At 66.1% G+C, this 20,815-nt stretch carries 19 protein-coding genes; 11 read left to right on the forward strand and 8 right to left on the reverse strand.

Annotation, left to right across the window (positions count from 1 at the left end):
* The first annotated feature begins 54 nt into the window (after positions 1 to 54).
* On the forward strand, positions 55 to 1,242 hold the full coding sequence (locus ABZ490_RS08785) for a serine hydrolase domain-containing protein (RefSeq protein ID WP_358986405.1): 1,188 nt from the start codon (positions 55 to 57) through the stop codon (positions 1,240 to 1,242).
* Positions 1,243 to 1,311: 69 nt separating this feature from the next.
* Here the strand turns inward: ABZ490_RS08785 and ABZ490_RS08790 are convergent, their stop codons facing one another.
* Positions 1,312 to 2,073, reverse strand: coding sequence for a TioE family transcriptional regulator (locus tag ABZ490_RS08790; protein ID WP_358986408.1), 762 nt, complete (start codon positions 2,071 to 2,073; stop codon positions 1,312 to 1,314).
* Positions 2,074 to 2,121: 48 nt separating this feature from the next.
* On the opposite strand from ABZ490_RS08790, the gene ABZ490_RS08795 reads away from it, so the two are divergent.
* Positions 2,122 to 3,321, forward strand: coding sequence for an erythromycin esterase family protein (locus tag ABZ490_RS08795; RefSeq protein WP_358986410.1), 1,200 nt, complete (start codon positions 2,122 to 2,124; stop codon positions 3,319 to 3,321).
* Positions 3,322 to 3,378: 57 nt separating this feature from the next.
* A complete protein-coding gene (locus ABZ490_RS08800; RefSeq protein WP_358986413.1) occupies positions 3,379 to 4,236 on the forward strand; it encodes a hypothetical protein in 858 nt (285 codons plus the stop codon).
* On the opposite strand, the gene ABZ490_RS08805 is transcribed toward ABZ490_RS08800, so the two are convergent.
* The 7 genes from ABZ490_RS08805 to ABZ490_RS08835 form a co-directional block, all read right to left on the reverse strand.
* Entirely contained in the window at positions 4,224 to 5,081 is an 858-nt protein-coding gene (locus ABZ490_RS08805) for an aldo/keto reductase (RefSeq protein WP_358986416.1), read from the reverse strand. The two genes, ABZ490_RS08800 and ABZ490_RS08805, sit on opposite strands and share 13 nt — an antisense overlap.
* Positions 5,015 to 6,211, reverse strand: a complete 1,197-nt coding sequence (locus ABZ490_RS08810) for a cupin domain-containing protein (protein WP_358986419.1) — start codon at positions 6,209 to 6,211, stop codon at positions 5,015 to 5,017. The genes ABZ490_RS08805 and ABZ490_RS08810 overlap by 67 nt, the downstream gene beginning before the upstream one ends.
* A 94-nt stretch (positions 6,212 to 6,305) precedes the next feature.
* The gene (locus ABZ490_RS08815) at positions 6,306 to 6,428 is read right to left on the reverse strand and encodes a hypothetical protein (protein WP_340385719.1); all 123 of its coding nucleotides are present in this window, start codon (positions 6,426 to 6,428) and stop codon (positions 6,306 to 6,308) included.
* 316 nt (positions 6,429 to 6,744) lie between these two features.
* On the reverse strand, positions 6,745 to 7,308 hold the full coding sequence (locus ABZ490_RS08820) for a flavoprotein (RefSeq protein WP_358986421.1): 564 nt from the start codon (positions 7,306 to 7,308) through the stop codon (positions 6,745 to 6,747).
* A complete protein-coding gene (locus ABZ490_RS08825) occupies positions 7,305 to 8,540 on the reverse strand; it encodes a helix-turn-helix transcriptional regulator (protein WP_358986424.1) in 1,236 nt (411 codons plus the stop codon). The genes ABZ490_RS08820 and ABZ490_RS08825 overlap by 4 nt, the downstream gene beginning before the upstream one ends.
* A gap of 126 nt (positions 8,541 to 8,666) precedes the next feature.
* Entirely contained in the window at positions 8,667 to 8,840 is a 174-nt protein-coding gene (locus ABZ490_RS08830) for a DUF397 domain-containing protein (RefSeq protein ID WP_358986776.1), read from the reverse strand.
* A gap of 32 nt (positions 8,841 to 8,872) precedes the next feature.
* Complete coding sequence (locus ABZ490_RS08835; protein ID WP_358986427.1) at positions 8,873 to 9,721, reverse strand: helix-turn-helix transcriptional regulator; 849 nt, start codon at positions 9,719 to 9,721, stop codon at positions 8,873 to 8,875.
* Between the two features lie 217 nt (positions 9,722 to 9,938).
* Here ABZ490_RS08835 and ABZ490_RS08840 point away from each other — a divergent pair, with 217 nt between their 5' ends.
* The 8 genes from ABZ490_RS08840 (at position 9,939) to ABZ490_RS08875 (ending at position 20,603) form a co-directional block, all read left to right on the forward strand.
* Positions 9,939 to 10,586, forward strand: coding sequence for an ATP-binding protein (locus ABZ490_RS08840; RefSeq protein ID WP_358986430.1), 648 nt, complete (start codon positions 9,939 to 9,941; stop codon positions 10,584 to 10,586).
* Between the two features lie 172 nt (positions 10,587 to 10,758).
* Positions 10,759 to 11,307 carry a very short patch repair endonuclease gene (locus ABZ490_RS08845; protein WP_358986779.1) on the forward strand — a complete coding sequence of 183 codons (549 nt, stop codon included), beginning with the start codon at positions 10,759 to 10,761 and terminating at the stop codon, positions 11,305 to 11,307.
* Between the two features lie 556 nt (positions 11,308 to 11,863).
* A complete protein-coding gene (locus tag ABZ490_RS08850; RefSeq protein WP_358986433.1) occupies positions 11,864 to 13,021 on the forward strand; it encodes a DNA cytosine methyltransferase in 1,158 nt (385 codons plus the stop codon).
* Between the two features lie 275 nt (positions 13,022 to 13,296).
* The gene (locus ABZ490_RS08855; protein WP_358986436.1) at positions 13,297 to 15,939 is read left to right on the forward strand and encodes a Z1 domain-containing protein; all 2,643 of its coding nucleotides are present in this window, start codon (positions 13,297 to 13,299) and stop codon (positions 15,937 to 15,939) included.
* Positions 15,936 to 16,970 carry a PD-(D/E)XK motif protein gene (locus ABZ490_RS08860; protein WP_358986439.1) on the forward strand — a complete coding sequence of 345 codons (1,035 nt, stop codon included), beginning with the start codon at positions 15,936 to 15,938 and terminating at the stop codon, positions 16,968 to 16,970. Before ABZ490_RS08855 ends, ABZ490_RS08860 begins: the two co-directional genes overlap by 4 nt.
* Before the next feature lie 392 nt (positions 16,971 to 17,362).
* On the forward strand, positions 17,363 to 18,910 hold the full coding sequence (locus ABZ490_RS08865) for a hypothetical protein (RefSeq protein WP_358986441.1): 1,548 nt from the start codon (positions 17,363 to 17,365) through the stop codon (positions 18,908 to 18,910).
* 137 nt (positions 18,911 to 19,047) lie between these two features.
* Positions 19,048 to 19,833 (forward strand): hypothetical protein, encoded by a 786-nt coding sequence (locus tag ABZ490_RS08870; protein WP_358986448.1) that lies wholly within the window; start codon positions 19,048 to 19,050, stop codon positions 19,831 to 19,833.
* Positions 19,830 to 20,603, forward strand: a complete 774-nt coding sequence (locus tag ABZ490_RS08875) for a DUF6339 family protein (RefSeq protein WP_358986451.1) — start codon at positions 19,830 to 19,832, stop codon at positions 20,601 to 20,603. The genes ABZ490_RS08870 and ABZ490_RS08875 overlap by 4 nt, the downstream gene beginning before the upstream one ends.
* Positions 20,604 to 20,815: the final 212 nt, after the last annotated feature.

The raw sequence follows: 20,815 nt of genomic DNA on the forward strand, positions 1-20,815 counted from the left end.
CCCTGGCCGAAAATCCGGCCACCGCACAGGACCCGCGCTGCCAGGATGGGCCGCATGACGACGACGATCGAGGGTATCCAGGGGGAGGTCGCGCCCGGTTTCGAGCCGGTGCGCGAGGCGTTCGCCGCGAACTTCGAACGGCACGACGACATCGGCGCGGCGGTGTGCGTCTACCACCGGGGCCGCCCGGTCGTGGACCTCTGGGCCGGGACCGCCGACCCGGACACCGGCCGCCCCTGGACCCCCGACACCCTTCAGCTGGTCTACTCGGCGACCAAGGGCGCGACCGCGACCGCCGCCCATCTGCTGGCCCAGCGGGGCGAGTTGGACCTGGACGCGCCGGTGGCCGAGTACTGGCCGGAGTTCGCGGCGCACGGCAAGGCCGACATCCCGGTGAGGTGGCTCCTGTCCCACCGGGCCGGCCTGGCCGCGCTGGACCGGCCCGTACCCCTGGCCGACGCCCTGACCTGGCACCCGATGGCCGACGCTCTGGCGGCCCAGCGCCCCGCCTGGACCCCCGGCACCGCCCACGGCTACCACGGCCGCACGTACGGCTGGCTGGTCGGCGAGGTGATCCGCAGGGTGTCGGGCCGCACCCCGGGCCGCTACTTCGCCGAGGAGATCGCGGCCCCGCTGGACCTGGACTTCTTCATCGGCCTGCCGGAGAGCGAACGCGACCGGGTGAGCAGGATGGCGTACCGACAGCCGACGGTCGACGTCACCACCCTCCCCCTGGAGTCGATCCCGGAGGAGTACCGCGCCGCGGTGGCGGCGATGCTCGACCCGGACTCCCTGGCCAACAGGGCGTTCGCGATCACGGACCCGGCGCAGATCGACTTCAACTCCCCGGAGGTCCAGGCGGCGGAGATCCCCGCCTCCAACGGCATCTGCACCGCCCGCGGCCTGGCCCGCATGTACGCGTCCCTGGTGGGCGAGGTGGACGGCGTACGCCTGCTCACCCCGGAGACGGTCGCCTCGGCGACGACCGAACAGTCCTCCGGGCAGGACCGCGTCCTGATGCTCCCGATGCGCTTCGCCTCCGGCTACATGCTCCCCACCGACCACGTACCTCTCACCGGCCCGCGGGCCTTCGGCCACCCGGGCCGGGGCGGCTCCCTGGGCTTCGCCGACCCGGACCACGAGCTCGCCTTCGGCTACGTCATGAACCACATCGTCGAGGACCCGACCGACGCCAGGGCGGCGTCGTTGGTGGAGGCGGTGGGAAGGTCGCTGTCGGGCTGATCGGTGCCGGTGCCGGTGCCGGTGCCGGTGCCGGTGCCGGCTTCGGGCGCGGGCGCGGGAGGGCCGCTGTCAGGCTGATCCGCTCCCGGAGCCGCCCGCGCGGAGGTAGGCGTCCAGCTCGGCGGCCCCGGCGACCAGCGCCCGCCCCCGATCGGCCAGCCGCCCGTGCCAGTCCCGCAGGGCGGACTCCAGCGGCTCCAGTCCGCCGGCCGCCCGCACCTGCGCGATCAACGGCGCGATCCGCTCCAGCGGATGACCGCCCCGCCTGAGCTGATGGGCCAGCCGGGCATCCCGTACGTCGGCGTCGCCGTACACCCGGTACCCGGTCCGCGGATCCCGCCCCGGCCGCACCACCCCGGCCCGCTCCCACGCCCGGAGCGTCGCGGGCCGGATCCGCAACTGCCGGGCCAGCGGCCCGATGAAGGTCGTACCGCCCGACGGCGTCCCCGTGGACTCCGTCCGGTCCAGGTCCCGAAGGGCGATCTCCACCGCCCGCAGTGTCCGGCGATCGTCGAGCAGCTGGGCATGACTCTCGTCGATCAGCCGAAACGCCTCGTCCTCCGCCCCCTCGTTCACGGCCCGCATGATCGCCGCCGCCGTCCGATGACCATGCCCCGGCACCAGGGCGAGGAAGGCACCCAACGCCGCCGCGTGCAGCGGGGTGTAGGTCCGATAGCCGTGCGCGGTCCGCCCGGCGACGGGAAGGATCCCGTCCTCCTCGTAGTTCCGGACGGCCTGGGTGGACAACCCGTGCGCCCGCGCCAGATCGACGGGCCGGAGCCGCACCCGGGTTTGAAACTTTTCCCCTGTCGCCCCGCTGTTCTGCGCCATGAAGCCTCAAAAAGTCCCAATCGAAAGTTCAACGATAGCGTGGAAGGCATGGCGACCGACACGGAAATCAAGGACACCGCTCATCCTCTGGACGCCGCCTCCGTGATGAGACTGCTCGCGCGCCGCCCGAGGCTTCTCGCCCTGGGCGAGCCCACCCACGGCGAGGACGCCCTGCTGGAGGCCCGCAACGACCTCTTCCGCCGGCTGATCGAACAGGAGGGCTACCGGACGATCGCCCTGGAGACCGACTGCCTCGCGGCCCAACTGGTCGACGACCACATCACGCGGGGCACCGGCACCCTCGACGAGGTCATGGAGCACGGCTTCACCCACGGCTTCGGCGCATCGGCGGCCAACCGCGACCTGGTCCGCTGGATGCGCACCCACAACGCATCCCGCCCGGCCACGGACCACATCCACTTCGCCGGCTTCGACGGCCCCCTGGAGATCACGGGCGCGGAGAGCCCCCGCCGAGCCCTGACGGCCCTCCACACCTACCTCGCCCCGAGGGTGCCCAAGGACCTGCTCCCGCCCGCGTCCCGACTGGACGCCCTCCTGGGCCCGGACACCCGCTGGACGAACCCGGCGGCGATGCTGAACCCGGCGGAGTCGGTGGGGCTCTCCGCCGAGGCGAGGGAACTTCGCCTGCTGGCAGACGACTTCACGACCTTGCTGAACACACAGCTGCTCCCCGACCCGGAACAGACGGAGACCTGGATCCGAGCCCACCTGCACGCCCGCACGGCCACGGGCCTCCTCCGCTACCACGCGGCGATGGCGACCCCCTCAGAAAGGCGCATGTCCCAACTCCTCGCCCTGCGCGCCCGCATGATGGCCGACAACCTCCTGGCCCTGACCGCCCAGGCCCCCACCCTGGCCCACGCCCACAACGCACACCTCCAACGCCCCGAGAGCTCCCTGCACATGGCAGGCGCCCACCACACCTGGTGGAGCGCCGGCGCCCTGATCGCCCCCCACCTGAACGAGAACTACGCCTTCCTGGCGACAGCCCTGGGCACGATCCCCCACCAGGGGGTGACCACCCCACCCCCCACCACCCTGGAAGGCCTCCTGTACGACCTCCCACCCACGCCTCACCTGATCGACACCGCCCGCCTGACCAAGACCCTCGCCGACCGTGAGCCCCCTGTCCGTGTGTCCCCGTACTACGGCTACGCACCCCTGGACCCGTCCCATGTGCCGACGCTCGACGGGATCGTGTACCTCAGGGACGTCCCTCAGACCTAGCCATGAGGCCGCTCGGCCCGTACTCACTCACCACGACCGGCTGCTACGGTCCCTTGCATGACGCTTTCGGAGGCCTCTGTTCGCTCCGTGGATCTCCGCGTTCACCCGATCGACGAACTCCTCGACCGCGTCGGACGCTCCTTCCAGACGCGTCTGGACCTGAACACCGTCGTACGCAAGCGTCGCTCGGTGGGAGCCCGCACGGACCGCGACACATGGATCCGTGTCGAGCGACGCCTGCTGGAGAAGATCGCCGATCAGGGCTGGAACGGAACCGAGCGCGCAGCACGACTGCACGGGGTCGCCCAGCCCGTCTGGCAGAGCTGCGAGGTCTGGCGGGACCCGATCGAACCCGTGATGTGGAGGGCGGACGAAACCGACCTCCTGCCCGGAAGCCCCGTCGGCACAGCCGTGCTGAGCGACGAGCCCAAGTTGACGGACGCGTGGTGGCAGGCCTTCAACAACTCGTTGGACGCGCTCGCCGCGCAACACACGGGCCGCACGGCCACGCCGGACACCGTCACGGTCACCCAGACCCTGGTCACCGAGGCCATCCACACGGCATTCCCCGGAGATTTCGGCACCACCGTCGAGCAGTGGGTCCCGGCCCACGCCGATTTGAACTGGGCCAACATGACCGCCCCGACCTTCTGCCTCTTCGACTGGGAGGACTGGGGGAACGCCCCACGGGGACTGGACTCCGCGACCCTATGGGGAAGCTCCCTCGCCATCCCGGTCCTGGCCGACCGCGTACTGCACGAACGGCGCCACGACTTCGAGAGCCGGGACGGCAAGCTGATGACCCTCTTCACCTGCTCGAAGATCCTCGGCCCGGGCGCACATCCGGAGGACCCGCGCCTGGAGCCGGCCCGCCGTAGGGCGGAGCAGGTGGTCTCGGAGCTTCAGGAAGGCTGACCGCCCGCCCTGCTTCGAAGAAGATCCCGGTACTCGTGGATCGCGAGCTCGTCGACGTCCCAGGCCAGAGCGTCGACCAGCTCGCCCAGGTGGGCGGGTTCATCGGTGCCGACGCAAACCGCCTGTACCTGTGGGAGGTGATAGGCGGCCCGAAAGGCCGCCTGCACGCGAGAGGCTTTGTCACCGTCCCGGAGGAAGACCTGAGGGTCCACCCGTTCCCATACGGGGGCGTCCGTGCTGCCTCCGAAGGGGCTCATGCCCCACAGCACGGTGTCGTCCAGGCCCCATGCCGCAGCAAGGACGTCCACGGCCGTGAGGGCGCGGGTTCCGACCAGCAGACCGGCACGCACCATGAGCACCGAGGGCTTCGGCATACCTGGGTCGACCAGGCTCGACAGCAATGTCGGATCCCAGGAAGCCACACCCCAGGCACCGCACAGCCCCCTCGACGTGGCTTCATCCAGGGCTGCGGACGCGTGGGCCAAGATCTCCCTCCCATGGCAGACGGGACCTTGCAGCGAGCGCTCCGGGTTGTGCAGGAACACCAGGTCCGGCTCCTGCCCGAGATCCTTTGCCACGCGTTCCAGGGCGGTACGCAGCCGAGGTGCGTCGAGCGAGTGTTCCACCCCGTACGGCGTCCGGAAGTAGCCGACTTTCGTGGAGACCTTGAACCTCGGCAGCAGATCCGAAGCTGTCCTCGCCAAGGTTTCGTGTGAGCGGAAGCCGAGATAGTTGGAGCTGGTGTCGAGCCTGGTGACGCCCAGGTCCAGTGCGCAGGTCAGGAGCCGGCGTTCGTGACGAGACCGGTGTAGCCCGAGGACAATTCGGGGGTCAGCGGCGCGCACAACTCCTCCTCCACCAGTGCTTCGGCGACCTCCAGCACCTCGACGCCGACGGCCGGCACGGCCCGGTCCAGGCAGACCGGCTGACCACTCAGGAGCAGCCGCAGAGAGGGCAGAGCCTTGGCTGTGAAGGTGAGCCTCTTGCCCGAGGCCGACACTTCGACCGTCTGCCCGTCGTCCTGGATCCGAGGTGGGAAGTGAGTGGTGCACACGACGGCTTCGAGCCGTCCGAAGACGTCCAGGAACGGCACGTGCCTCGGAAGCGGCATCGCCTGCTCGTAGGAGGTCAGGAACTCGGCCGGGGGACGCTCCGCGATCAGTCGCGCCGCGGCATCGGCCAGCCCTTGGCTGTCGGCTCCGTGCCGGCGGTCGAGGTCGTGCCGGAACACCTCGTTCTCGCGGCACCAGTCGCCCAGCCAGGAAAGCCAGCTCGCCCCAGTGCGTTTGGTGATGCCGAACGTGACGTGAAGGCTGTGGCCGGACCCGTGACCGTTGCGCGTCGCCCGGTGCCAGTGCCCTCGCGGAATGTGCATCACGTCGCCGGTCTTCATGACACCGGTCCAGATGATCTCTTCGCTCGGCGTGCCGTTGGAGTCGGTGTCGCGGTACATGGGCACCACCCGAGAAGCCCCGCGCACCTCCCATTCCTTTTCTCCTGCGAGCTGGACGATCACCACGTCGTGGTCGTCCCAGTGGAGCGGAAAGCCTGATGCCTCGTTCGTGGTCAGATAGACGTTGACCTGCACCCGCTCATGCGACCACCATTGCAGCGCACGACACGCGACCTCCATCGTCGGATCGAAGACGTTGGCCTGGTCGAGGATGACGGTCGCTCCGCCCCGGAGGAGCGTGCCCAGGCTGTGCATGTTGACCATGGGGATGCTCTGGCCCCGGGGGCTCACGCTGTCGGTGAAGTAGACGGCTGGGTGTACCTCCTCGCCTTCGCGGAAGACCCGGAACTGGGGGCGATTCAGACTCCTGCGCATCGCGAGGTCGAGCAGGCGGTCCGGTGTCAGGATGCGCGACATCAGACTTGGGGCGCCGGTGCTTCCCCGTACGAAGCCTCTGCCGAGATACTCCGCCCCGCTCCAGCCGAGTGCTGTCTCCATGGCATCGATCAACCCGTGCTTCACCGCGTTCTCCTCAGACTCCTGGTGTGTTGACCTGCATCGCGCAAGAACGACGGGGGCCGACACGGCGGACCGAGCGGGCCCCCGCCCTCTGCCGCTACTCGCCGTCGTGGAGGTTGCCGTCACCCCCCGGCCAGGGCGCGTCGCCGGAGCTGCCGGCGTTGTCGGATCGGAGGCTGTCGTAACGGTCGTGGACGGCTGTCAGTTCTTCCACAGCCACCAGAAGGCTGTTCCTGGCCTGTGTGGGTGTCGCGTCTTCTGCCACTTCGTGCCCCTTCCTGTCCAAGGCCTCTCGGAGTCGAGACCGACGACATGCGAAGTACGCGGCTGAACTGAGTGATACAGCCGCTGATGGGTGATGTGCTGCTCTGGCGGAGCGTCAGAGACCGCCCCGGCGAAACTGTGCTTCGCCGGGGCGAGCACTCACGGCTCACGCCGGCGCTCCGGTAGGAGACAGCTTCACCGTCCGGCAGCCCCAGAGCCCTGACAAACTGTCCGGGTCCGACGTCGTGCCGGCTCGGAAGCCGCCCGGCGGGTCAGCCGATGGCGTGTGTGACGGTGTCGAGCACCGCGGCCCAGGGGAGTTCCCGCCCGGCCGGCGCTTCCCGCGGCTCGTGCAGGGGCCAGACATCCGGCCCGTACACCAGGTGCACGTCTGCTTCCCGCAGCGTCGCGATGTGCCGCTTCCAGGCCGGGTGGCGTACATGGGCGGCGTTGACCCTGGGAAACACCACGACGGGCAGCCCCAGGGTGCCGATCGCTTCTCCCACCTGCGTCAGCGCTTGGTTGTCGGCGATGCCGGTCGCCAGCTTGGCCACCGCGTTGGCGCTCGCGGGGGCGACCACATAGCAGTCCACCTTCGGGTGTGGGCTCGCGTCGCCGGGCAGCCGTGCATCGTGCCGCACGGGCAGACCGGTCAGTTCCTCCAAGAGGTCGAGTTCACCGCTCATGCGCAGCCAACGACCTGCCGTCGGAGTGAGGGTCACCGCCACGCGCCAGCCCTGTGCCAGGGCAGGCACGACGAGCCCATCGCGCAAGGTCTCGACCCCGCCGGCGCCGGTGCCCACCACTCCCAGGACCCGGCCTTCGACCACGCTCACTGCACCGCCCTGCACCGTTGAGCCATCACGAACAACTCCGACGAGGGAGCGCCGCCTGTGACCGGAGCCTGCTTGATCAGGTCGCGCAGCGTGTCACGGACACGAGGATTGTTCCGCACGAGCTGCGGTGACGTGGACTCGGCCATGCGCAGGTGCAGGAACGCGTCGTCCACACGGCCGGTCAATGAGAGCGCCCTGGCGTAGTCGATCCGGTGCGAGACGCTCCTTTCTGCCGCCACGTGATCCACGTCGATGTCACCGTGCGCCACCACGTAGGAGACGTTGTCGAGATCCAGTTCGGCCGACAGCCGGTGCAGCATCACGTTCGTCGGGCCGAAGCCGGTGTGCCAGTGGTTCGCGTCGGAGCCGAGCCGGTCGGCGAGCTCTTCGGCGCGCCTCAACAGGCTCATGGCCGTCGAACGGTCCTGGTGCCGGGCCGCAGCGATGGCCGCACGAAGGTGGATCATGCCCAGCAGACTCAGCGCGGCCGGGTCGCTGTCCTCGATGCGGCCGGCAAGCCAGACCGACGCCGTCATCGCCAGTTCCAAGGCGTCGTCGTACCGGCCGTTGGCCAGCAGCGCATGAGTGCCCGATCGTGCGGCGGAAGCCAGGACCAGCGGATTCTCCGACTCGTCGGCAGCCCTCATGGCCCTCTCGGCCGCGAGCCAGGAAAGATCGGACTCGCCCACTTTGGCGAGCGTCGTCGCCGCGAGGTGATGAGCACGCGCAGAGACGGCCCAGGCGGCGCTTCGCTCGGTGGTGGAGCGAACAGCTCGGTCCTCAAGCCCATGGGCCGTCTGAAGAAGTCCAGGGAGGGCGGCGATGACCTTGCCGAGCCGACCGGCTTGGTAGTCGTCCCATGCCTCCTCCACGCGCGGAGTCACCGGGCCAGGTGACGGCAGCTGACTCTCGGCGTCGGGACCGAAGAGCAACCTGGACAGGCGGCGCGGGCTCATCAGCGCGTCCCGGACGGCGGGTACGTCGTCCTGTTGCCGCTCGTCCTCCATCAGCACAGGCTTTCCCAGCAGATCGCCGAGCGGCACTCGCAGTACACGGGCCAGCTCGGCGAGCATGTCGATACGGGGAGGCTTCCGCCGGCCCGACTCCGCCTTGGCCAACCAGTCGGTGCTGCGGCCCACGAGACCGGATAGGACCTGTTGGGTGTACCCGCGGCGCCGCCTGTGGAAGGCGATGCGCTCGCCGATGGTCAGATGATCTGCGAGCCCACGCATGAAGTGTCCTTCCATCGCTGCTGGAGGGACACTGCCCGGGCGGCTATCGGTCAGCCCTCCAGTGTCGGCGTCGGTGCGTCGAGGAGGTTGTCGAGAAGCTGCCGGTACACACGACTGTGCGGCTGGTCAGCCGAGGCCAGGCTTCACAGTACGTATGAAGTCGAGCCAAGCCCGGCTTCCAAAGGAGATCTCAAGCCCTGTGGTGCTCTTTGAATCACGGACCAGAATGCCGCCTTTTCTCACTGCGCACTCGACGCACTCCCCTCCCGCACCGTTGCTGTACGACGACGTGAACCACACCGGACGGCTCGTCCCGCTGGGCGCTGCGATGCTCAACTCGCGTATTCCTTCGCGATGGTTTCGATCAACTGGGTCGAACGCTGAGGGCTGAGGGCCGCCGCGCGGAGGCCGTCGAACGCTCGTGTGTACTCGCGAACATGATGCTCGCCCTCCAAGTACACGGCATCGGTGATGCCGTCCCGGTAGACGATGTCAGGGTCTTCCGGGGCGGGAAAGCCCAGCATGGTGAAGGAGCCCGTGGCCGGATAGGTGCCGGAATCGAAGGGGAGGACCTGGAGGGTCACAGTCGGCAACCGGGCTGCTTCCAGCACCCGTTCGATCTGCTCCCGCATCAGCTCTCGATTTCCGATGATGTTCCGCAGACTTCCTTCATTCACGATGAACCAGGCTTCGGGGGCATCGGGCAGCTTCAGCATGGCTTGACGCTCCATGCGCACCTGCACCGCCCTGTCGATGTCCTCGTCGGACATGTGCGCACCGGTCTTGTGGAGCTCGGAGGCGTAGGCCTGGGTCTGCATGAGGCCAGGCACCAGCTCGCACTGGTACTGGCGGAAGGTGGACGCGTCCTGCTCCAGGCCGATGTAGATGTTGAACCACTCCGGCACGCCTGAGCCGTGGACCTGCCACCAACCTCGCAACTTGGCTTGACGGGCGAGCGACTTGAGGAACTCGCGGAGCTCCTCGCTCGTGCCGTAGAAGCGACAGAGGGCGTCGATGTCCGAAGGCTGGACCCGGCCGCTGCCCGTCTCCATGCGGTTGACCTTGGAGCCGCTCCAGTCCAGAGCCTGGCCGACCTGGGTGCAGGTAAGAGTGCTCTGCTCGCGGAGCTTCTTCAACTCGATGGAGAGGCGACGCCGGCGTGCCGTGGGTGATCCGGCCATATGAACCCCGTTTCGGATAGCGGGCGTTCAGTCTCGCGCCAAGGGGCGTGCTTGCCAATCACTCGGAAGTGGGAATCCCGCTGTGCACATTGCATGAGGGGATGCGAAGCCAGCACTCTGATGGCAGCACAACTCATCGTGATCCCCCGTGACACTGCGTGTCCTATCGGGGATGTCGCCTGCGACGAGAGGGGTTTTCGTGGGACAGGAAGCGTGCATGACGCGCAAACCGTGGGACCTTGCCTTCACCGCCGAGCCGACGGAGGTGGCCGGCCTGCGACGGGTCATGCGGCTACATCTGGGCATCTGGGGCCTGCATTCAGTCACCGACGAAGCCCAGCTCTGCGTGAGCGAGTTGGTGTCCAACGTCATCACGCACGTCGGTCCCGGCACACCGGCCACACTCGCGGTGTCGATGAGCGGAGTCCACCTGCGTATCGAGGTCCACGATCCCGACACCCGGGCTCTGCCGACTCTCCTCGAGGCGAACGCCGACTCGGAGGGCGGCCGTGGCATGGCCCTCGTCGAAGCGATCGCCACCCGCTGGGGTGTGCAGCTCCGTCTTGACCGGAAAGTCACCTGGTGTGAGCTGGAAACGGGGCTCACGTCACCGAACGGTCATGTGCAGGGACCCGGTGTGCGGCGGGCGGAGGCGTTGCTGGACTTCTACATGGGGGAGAAGTCGCCCCTTTGGCCAGGCCTGGGAAGGCTGGGTAGGGTCACGGTCGAGGCGTCGGTGATCCCGCTCATCGCTGATTTCCTGCACTGGCTTCGCGCGCACGGCTGCGACGTGGATGAGATCTTGGACCGGTCCCAGGCGCATTTCGAGGCACAGGTTGAGAGGCCGGAGAGAGTCGGTAACTGAACGCCGGGGGGCTTAGGTCTCGTGTCATCTGTTCGCATCCGGGTGTCACGAGACGGTCCCCTCGTGGATGTCGGACGAGTATCCTCGGGTACTGGCATCGTCGTGACCGGTCCGACCGAACTCACGTCGTCATCCGTCCCATCACACCTCCGAAAAAATGAGCAAGAGCAATATGCCTCGCACCGGTGGCAAGCCGTCTTGGGCATCCTCGCCTGCCACGCGGGCGAGTATGCAGTCGAACAAAGGGCGGGATACGAAGCCTGAGTTGGCTCTCCGGAGTGCCGTTCACGCCTTGGGGCTCCGCTACATAGTGTCGGCAAGGCCACTGCCGAAGGTCCGGCGAACCGCAGACCTGGTTTTCACCCGGGTTCGGTTGGCCGTCTTCATGGACGGCTGCTACTGGCACGGCTGCCCGGAGCATCACACCCCGGCTGCGACCAATGCCTCATATTGGACCGATAAGGTCGAGACCAATCGCCGGCGTGACCGCCAGACGGACCAGTGGCTCCGCGAGGCTGGGTGGGAGGTGATCCGGGTGTGGGAGCACGAGGATCCGAAGATCGCTGCGCGACGAGTGCAGGAGGTGTACGCCTGGCTGAACCGAGAACTCAAGAAACCTCAAGGTGAGCGCACCGTTCGCAGAGGCCGGCTACTGCCCATTCCTGACGGCTCAGGCTCACTTGCCGCTTCCGCATGCCAGACTGGCCCGCACGAGTCGTGACCAACCGGCGGGAATCGAGGTCTGTAAGAGGGAGTGCATCGGCCCTCCACAGTGACCTGCGCCTGAAGCCCTTCCGCATTCGCGGGGCCTGTGGCAAGGCGACGCGTCGCGACGAGGTTGGCGGGCGTGATCTGAACGGCAAGGAAGGCGATGGGGGTGCTGACGCCCCGGGCGCAGTTCGACCGACCGCCTTGGGTGAAGCCCGCGACTGTGATCACCCCTTGCCCGGCTTGTCTGGCGGCAATGGGCGGGCAGGGAGCTTCTCCGTATCGCCTACAAGCCAGTGCAGGAACTCGATGACGTGCGCGTTCATGTCCGAGCCAACCTCGGCGACTGCTTGCTTTGCGCGTTCGTGAAGCTGAGGAGGCGGACGGAACACGACCCCCGGGTATCGGTGTCGACTCGGCATGGCAATAGCCTGCCACGGTGGCCGGCCACCGTGAACAGGGGTTATTGTGTCGGATCGACGAAGGCGATCCTGTGGGGGAGATCGAGGCGGCCCCGTTCGCGACATCCTCGGACCGCCTCCGCAGACCATTTACTGCCTGGAGACTACGTGCCCGACCACCAGATTGTGGATCTCTTCGCTGGTCCTGGTGGGCTGGACGTGGCTGCCGGGTGGCTGGGTGTCCCAGTAACGGGCATCGAACTGGATGCCCTGGCCTGCGCGACGCGCGATGCGGCAGGATTGATCACAAAGCCCGGTGACGTAAAGAGCTTCGGCCCGGCAGACTTCCCGGACGCGAGAATCCTGGCTGGCGGACCGCCCTGTCAGACGTACACGGTCGCGGGCGGCCGCTCCGGGGGCGCCGGACGCCGAGCACTAGACGATGTGCTCGGGTTGGCCGACCTCATGGCCAAGGGGAAGAACGTCGAAAGGAAGCTTGCCAAGCTGGCTGCAGCGCCCGGCGACGAGGGCCGTACGGGCTTGGTCCTGGAACCGTTGAGGTGGGCTCTGGCCGCGCTGAAGGACGGGCGACCGTATGAAGCGATCGTGCTGGAACAGGTACCCACCGTGTTGCCGGTATGGGAGGCCTTCGGCAGCATCCTCAGGCGCAATGGCTACACGGCGGTCGCCGATGTGCTGCACGCCGAGGAATACGGGGTGCCGCAAACCCGCAAACGTGCGGTCTTGGTCGCTCGTCTCAGGGGCACCGGACCGGCGATGCTGCCGGAGAAGACGCATCGCGCGTTCCGCAAGAAGATCAACCCGGAAGACGAGACGAAGCGGCCCTGCGTGACGATGGGCGATGTGCTCCGTCGTGCGGCACCGTTTGAGGTCAAGTCCAACTACGGGACTGGCGGCGACCCCGCCAAACGCGGTAGGCGACGGCATGACGAGCCAGCGTTCACGGTCACGGGCAAGATCCGCAGGAACAAGGTGGGGCCTCCGGGCCACCCTGATCCCAAGGGGCGTTTCACTGATGCCGAGGCCGGTCAATTGCAGAGCTTTCCCGAGGATTTTCCGTGGCAGGGCAGCGACCCTTCTCAACAGATCGGCAATGCCGTCCCGCCCGTGCTAGCCGTTCATGTCCTTGCCGCGGCGCTATACCTGGGGGACGAGGCTCGCGACGCTGCGGTGAAGAAAGCCATCGAATGTCGGGCAGCCGCACCGGAGTCGGCGCCGCTGCCTGCGGGGTTCCGCGGGACAGGCTCAGATATCGAGAGGACGATTCCGCTTCAAGCTCCCCTCCCCATGGAGCAACCGGTCTGAGCTGATTGCGTGCAGGGTGTCGGTGATGATCCCTCTGCGGGTGGAAACTGCCATTGAAGCCTGGTTCGTTCCCGGCGCGGCCTGTCCCGTCTCGGGTGGACGGCTGGTCGCGGCCGACGACGAGCTGACAGGTTGTGATCAATTCGCCTCGCGAAGTGAACCGAATCGACGGACGTGGTGCCGTTGTCGGTGCTGGTCGGTAGCGTAAGTCCTGGAAGGACGTCGCATATCGGCCAGTCGCAGCGATGCTGGCCGACCATGATCATTTGTGAGGCATGGTGGGCAACCCACGTATGGATGCAGCCTGGTCGCGTTTTCAGAGCATGCTGGACGGGATGCTCCCGCACGACGCCACTCAGCAGTTGCGCGATCTCTTTGTGCCCGACGAAGTGATTGAAGAGATGTTGCGGCGACATGAAGCCGCCATGACGGAGATCGTCAGTCTCCGTGAGCCGCTTGCCTTGGGGAGGGAGAACGCCGTCCCCTGGTATGGGGGTTCGCGGGCCAGCGACAAGAACTGGCCCGCGTTTGAGAGGCGTCTGAGGCGGCAGCTCGGCCCGGACGAGGTCAAAAAGGTCGACGAAGCCTCCGATCGCGTCGTCGCGATGCTCGATCACCCTGCCACCCCAACCTTCCGCTCTCGCGGTCTCGTCATCGGACATGTTCAGTCCGGGAAGACGAGCAACTTCACGGCCGTGGTGAGTAAGGCTGCAGACCGCGGCTACCGCATGTTCATCGTGCTGTCCGGCGTCCACAACTCGCTGCGGCGGCAGACCCAGACCCGCCTCATCCGTGATCTTGTCGATCTCAATCCACCGCTATGGCATCAGATCACCAAGCCGGAGCACGACTTCCAACCGCCTCCCAACGCCCAATCTTTTCTCGCGTCCAAGGACCAACATCTGCTCTTGGTGGTCAAGAAGAACGGTCCGGTACTCAAGAAGCTGCGTGATTGGCTTGAGGAAGCGCGAGAACAGCTCGGCAACTGCCCCACGCTGATCATCGACGATGAGGCCGATCAGGCGACCCTCGCCACGCGCCGGATCAATCCGCTTATTCGCGATGTGATGGGCCGCATTCCCAAGGTCTGTTACGTGGGTTACACGGCGACGCCTTTCGCCAATCTTCTCGTCGACCCGATGGATGAGGAAGATTTCTACCCTCGGGATTTCATCCTCAGCTTGCCACGCGGCGAGCAATACCAGGGGCCTGAGACCCTGTTTGGTCGGAACCCGCTCGATCACGAGGACCCGTCTGAAGTCCCGGGGGGACTCGACATGATCCGGAGTATTCCCGACGAAGAACTCGGAGATTTGAGGCCTGTAAAAAAGGCCGATGTTCCCGTCTTTGCCCCTAAGGCGACTTCTTCTCTCCGCCGTGCTGTCTTCTGGTTCTGGCTGGCCACCGCTGCGCGTCATGCTCGGGGGCAAAGCGATAAGCATTCCTCAATGCTGATCCATGCCCACTCTGACACGCGTGTTCACGATTCCTACGGACCCGTTGTCCATGCCCTCAAGGACGAGGTTATTCAAGGGATTCGCGAGCGCAGCGGCGTCGTGGTCGAACTGAGGGATCTTTGGTATGAAGAGTCCCATCGCGTCGAACCTGTGGGCGAAAATCGGCGGTTCGAATTCGAGGCTATCTTTTCGGAATTGGGCGGAATCGTTTCATCAACGAAGATCGTCATGGACCATTATCGAAGCGCCGATCGCCTCGATTATGAATCCGGACCGGTCAACGTAATTGCCGTGGGCGGCAACACTCTCTCTCGAGGGCTCACCCTCGAGGGCCTCGTGGTTAGCTTCTTCGTCCGGTCGTCCAATGTCTACGACACGCTCCTCCAGATGGGTCGCTGGTTCGGGTATCGTCCGGGTTACGAAGATCTCCCGCGTATTTACATGCCTGATGAGACTCGGCGTTGGTTCGCTCACCTTGCGACAGTCGAGGCGGAGATGCGCATCGAGATCGATCGCTACCTCACCGAACACCTCACCCCTCTCGACCTGGCGCCCCGCATCAGGTGCCACCCGAAGATGAAGGTGACTGCTCCTTCGAAGTCTAAGAGTGCTGTGAGGGCGGCGGCATCGTACGGGGGGCAACTCGTCGAGACTCGTTACTTCCCGCGTAGAAAGAACGCCGAAGACGAGCAGTGGCACGCTGACAATTCCGCGGCTGTGTCACGACTGCTGGCAGCGTCACATCGAGAAGGAAAGATTGATGACGACACCGCTGGCGGCCGAGCCCTGTGGCGTGAGGTGCCACTTGATCATGTTCTTTCGTTCATCGATGAATACCAGTTCCACCCCAAGGCATTGGATGCCGCTCGCAATCTGATGCAGGACTACATCGTCAAGAGGAACAAGAATTCGGGCGCCTTGGCTCTCTGGAACGTAGGAGTGATCGGCAAGAAGCCGGCCGGTGCCTCTGGTCGGATTAAGCTGCCGCATGGTGCCGCGGTCGAGCTGGTGGTCCGCACCCGCCTCGAGCCGAGCGCTGAAGAGTCCGTCGCCGACATTAAGACCCTCACAGGTTCTCGCGACGAGGCCCTGGACCTCCGTATCCCGGAGGGCGAGGAGAAGGTGAACCGCACCTTGCTCCAGCGCTTGAGGGTGGCTCAACAACCCGAGCGCGGCCTGATCCTCCTTTACCCGATCGATGCCAAGGCCCCGGTCCCGATCGTTCGCAAGAACGGACAGGAGGCGCCGGTGGAAGGTCGCGCCCCTCTGGATGCACCTGGCGAGGCCGTTTGGGGCGTCGCCTTGGTCTTCCCGAGGCCCACCAGGGGGCAGGACCTCAGTGTCGAATACGACTACCTTCAGGCCGACCTATCACGCGTGTTCCCCTCCGCGGGCGAAGACGAGGAGGAAGACCTCTCGGTGCTCGAGCAGGACCAGGATGGACCCGAGGGGGCTGCATGAACGAGCACCGCTGGTCACTCGCCTCTCTCCGTCTGAGAGATCTCCTTGAGGGGCTGTGGAACAGACTTGATCAACAGGCCGCCAACTCGGCCGATGGCGCGATGATCACTGTTGGGCTTGAGGTCGCGACCCCCCACGGTCCGCTCCGACTCGGTCGTGACGCGGAGGGACTGCGCCATCTGCTGGTGCCCCTTGGGGCTGGAGACAAAGTCGACGATGACGTGCGCAGTGCGGGCGTCCACCTCACCACCCGCACGTTGTCGCGCGATGACGAACTTCCCATCCGATACGCCGATATCATCTGCCGAAGAAGCGATCTGGCTGGCACGTTCACAGGACTGGTGGCGGATCTGGCTGGGTTGATAGCGACGGAACCTCGGCGAGCACCCTCACTCATCGTTCGTACCTTGCATGCTTGGCGGCTCCTGCTTGGAGATAGCACCACTCGGTGGACGATTCCTCGGCTTGCGGGCCTGTTCGCCGAACTTCTCGTGCTGGAAGACCTGTTGCGTGTGGATCCTCGAACCGTCCGTGCTTGGCTGGGGCCGCTAGGTTGCCCCCAGGATTTCCGCAGCAACCACCACGCCATCGAGGTCAAGGGCAGCATGTCGGCCGAGGGACGTGTCGTTCACATACACGGCGCGGACCAGTTGGAGGCGCCGGCGGAAGGCACACTCACGCTCGCGTGGATGCGGATAGCGGAGTCGACCGGCCCCGGTGCCCGATCGGTTCCGGAAATGCTCGCAGAGTGTCGCGGAAGGATTGACGATCTGAGCGTGTTGGAGACGCGTCTGGCTGCACTAGGCCTCCCGCAGGACCACGAAGGGGAGGTCGCTCAAATCCGCTTCCTCGCCACGGAGCAACGCTGGTTCGAGGTGTCGGGGGATTTCCCTCGCATCACCCCGCAGAGCTTCGTGGACGCATCCATACCGGTCGGAGTCCATGGCCTGGAATACCGCATAGACCTCGACACCGTCTCGTACGCTACTGAGCGTGGGACCGTACTGGAGCGCCTGGGGGCCGATCTGTGACTGAGCCCGGCTGGTATGCGCAGCCCTTCCGCGCTGATGGCGGGATCACCGCGAACGGACTCCTGAGTCAGCTCGGTCGTCCCAGCCTTTCCCGCCTGAGCCTCTTCGTTCGTGAAGCAGCCCAGAATTCGTGGGATGCCCGCCGACCTGAGCACCCCATCGTGCGCTTCCGGCTCGATTTGAGCACCGTGGGGCCCGGGCGCGTCGGTGCATGGCGCCGCATGTTCTCCAGCGGGTCATCGAACGTGGGACATCACAACCGGATGTTCCGATCGCTCACCCAGGCGGCTCCCATCCGGTACCTCGCCGTCTCCGACAGGGGCACAACCGGTCTGGCCGGGCCGACAAGGTCCGACGCCGGGAGGACTTCGCGGAGGGAATGGGCGCGGTTCGTGCTCAATAGTGGTGACCGCGACGGCGTCTCGAACGCGTCGAGCGGGGGCACGTACGGTTATGGCAAGAGCGCTCTGTTCCAATTGTCGAAGGTCGGATGCGTACTCGTCTATACACGCTTTGAAGGCGACGATGGTCGACTGCGTTCCCGCTTCATCGGTGTTGCGATTCGAGAATCCTTCTGGGACGGAAACTCGCGCTACACCGGACGACACTGGTGGGGCCTCCCGGAACAGGAACACTGCGAGCCTCTGGAAGGCTCTCAAGCAGACACTGTTGCACGCGAGTTGGGCATTCCGGGATTTCAGTCCGATGAGACCGGCACGACTCTCGTCGTGGTCGATCCCGACCTGGCTGATCCTTCGCTACCGGACTCAGATACGACGCCAGAATTGTCCGTGCCGGAGGCGGGTGCCTTCCTTGCCGACGCTGCGGCCTGGAACCTGTGGCCGATCACGCTCCCCGAGCGTGCCGTGCGCATGGCGGTCGCGGTCACGGCCAATGGCGCAGAGGTCGCCGTGCCGGACGCCGACTCCGATGCAACGCTCGCCTTCTTCGCTTCCGCTTACCGCAAGGTCGTCGAAGGAGTGGGGCAGCAACTGATCTGTGGTAAACCCCGCAAGGACTTGGGGCAGTTCGCCCATGATTACACCTTTGGTGCGACCGTGATCTCTCCGGCGGCTCGTGAGCTGGGTATTGAGGGAGCACCTCACCACGTCTGCTTGCTTCGCAGCCCTGAGCTCGTGGTCCGTTACCACTCCGGTCCAGAGAGGTCGAATCCGGACGCTGGCTACGCTGCTGTGTTCAAGGTGACCGACGAGTTGGACCAGACGTTCGCGCGAGCAGAACCGCCGACTCACGATGCATGGGAGTACCAGCAACTGCAAGGACGGGAGGCGACCTTCGTTCGTACCGCAGGGCGGCGTCTAAAGGAACAGTGCGACAGGCTCAGCGGTGCGCAGGCACGGCGAGCAGTGAAAGTCGGCGCCTACGCGATGGGCTCGGTGGCGCAACGGTTGGGACATCTGTTGGCCGGTCCCGGGGGGACGGGGGCCGCAGTGCTCGCCTCCAGCCCTCTGCCGGGAACATCGCGAACCACATTGCCCGTGACACCTGATGGCCCCTCCGGATCGCCGCCCCCGCCGAGTACCCCAGGGCTGCCCCCGCGTGGCGATGCCGGGCAAGGCGGTGGGGGTTGGGAGCACAGTGGCGGCCGCAGGCAGGGTGTTGTCCGCAGGCCCACCCTGCTAGCCGACCCCCATTTCGAAGTGATCGACGGAATGCCGTTCGTCGTGCAGATGGTGCGACTTCACGGTCCGGACCGGGTGGAAGGTCGTGTACATGTGCTGACCGGGGACGGTGGTGCAGAAGGCCAGTCGCCTGCAGGCGCGATGCAACCCGTTGTCTACGGCTGGCGCATACCGACGGTGGCTCGCCTAGTGACCGGAGAGGTCTTGTATCACGCTGGCGGCCCCATCGACGTCGACATGCTCATCACCGCAGTCGCCGACGTGCTCATAGACATCAACGTGGCGGGTCGCTCATGAGTGTTCGCGCGTGGCCCTATCGCAGGCCGGCTGGGCGAGTTCGAGCCGGACTATGGAGGCTGGGGGACACAACGGGCGAGCCCGCCCCTGCGGCGCTCACCACGTGGGACTACTCGACCGACGTTGCTTTGGGGCGGGTGGTCGAGATTGACCTCGCCGAACTCCGCGAAGACTGTGGACTGGTATCTGAGGCGCCACTGCGCCTGTGCGTGCGTTACTGGCCATCGACGTCCCTCCTCCGTCGGTCGGCCTACGCGGAAGACTTGCCGATCCGCGCTGACCGCGCTGTGTGCGAGGTGCAGATCTCGGCCGACAGCAGTCAGCTTGGCGGATTTTTGACAGTTGAGACCTTGATCGAGTTGGCCGTGGATCTACCCGCCTCCCAACCCTTCGTCGCGAACCGAGCGGGCTCGATCCTGTGGAGTGATCAGGTCCGCATGCATCTGGAGGGCGGGGCGGGACTGTTGCCGGTCGCGCCGGTGTCCTTCCGGGAGGCAGGGCTCCCGGAGGCCTCGGCGTGGTACGTGAGCATGGACGGTGGCGACTGGCAGCAAGCCGCCATGGGCAGCTTGCTGGTGCTCCTCAACGAGGACAACCCTGCGGTCAAGCAGGCCATGGAGGCAACCCAGAGCGAGCTGTCCGGGGTGCTTTGGAGCGTATTGGAGGCCGACATCGTCACCGATCTGGTGGGGCGCGCGTTGGACGACGATGCGTTCGTGGACGAAACGCCGTCCGATGATCCCGATGGCGACCTGACCATGGCGGGGCTGGTACGTGCGCTCGTGCGCACCTACCTGGCCCGTCCGGGAGAGTCCGCCGAGCAAGCGATCAAACGGCTCCGGGACGAACGACGTAGAGACCCCTCTCGCTTCCGCGCCGACGTCCACGCTGGTGTCAGATTCCCAAGGGAGGCCACGGTATGAGCCTGCTCTATCCGCGCCTGCTCCCCAGTGAGACGGAGCGCCGCTTTCGTCTACTTCACGAGACCCCGCCAGCCCGACACGGAACCATCGTCGCCAATAACTCCCCGCGGGCCGTGTATTCGGCCACCGGGGGCCGTCGGATCACCCGGGAGGAACTCGACCAACTCCGAGACGCGATCCTGCGCGCGGCCCTCGGACAGGGCTTTCCCATCCCCCCGTCCATCGCGCAGGGGAGCAACTTCGACCGTGAGACAGCCCGGATCTTGTACAGACAGTGTCGAATGGTGCCGGGCGAGGCCTCCCAACGACAGGTGTGGGCGTTCCTCGCGCTAGTGCTGCTTCCTGACGTATGCGCCTGGAGATGGCCGGCAGACTCGAACCGCGGTTACACAGCGGACCGGTTCAAGGGGACAGATCTGACCCGACACGCATGCGCCCGTCTCTGGACTCGGGCGCAAGTCCTCCACGACCCGATGGCAGACGACCCCCACCATCTCCTGTACGTCCTCGGCGAGAACGACATCGACCAAATCATGGCCAGACGCTCTGCGCTTGCCGCTTCACCAGCGTTGGTGCGGGCCATTGTGAGGGCCCACCAAGAGGATCAAACCGACAGAAGTGTGCCCTCCCAACAGGTGCTGCGGCAGAGCCTCATGCGGCTTCTCCGGCTTACGGCGTTTCTCGACTTGGACTCGGCGTCGGAGGCGGACCTCGGGCACTTGGTGAGAGCGGTTAGAACCGAGGCCCGAACCGCGTTGCTGAGAAAATGATTTCGCGCAATGAAATAGTTGGCAGTGGGTACCTGCAGATCACTCAGTCGCCGAAGCTGCGATGTTCCAGGAGTCGCGAACCTTGCCCTCCGGCTGTGCTGCGGATGGCTTGGCACCTGAGCTGGCGTCCGGCGGGGCTGACAAGGCGGTTGTGAGCCGGCTGGCGACGGGGGCGGGGACGATTGAATGCGGACCCGACGAGGTCATGCAGC

The sequence above is a fragment of the Streptomyces sp. NPDC005811 genome, from assembly GCF_040630405.1.
In the GTDB taxonomy this organism is placed as follows: Bacteria; Actinomycetota; Actinomycetes; order Streptomycetales; family Streptomycetaceae; genus Streptomyces.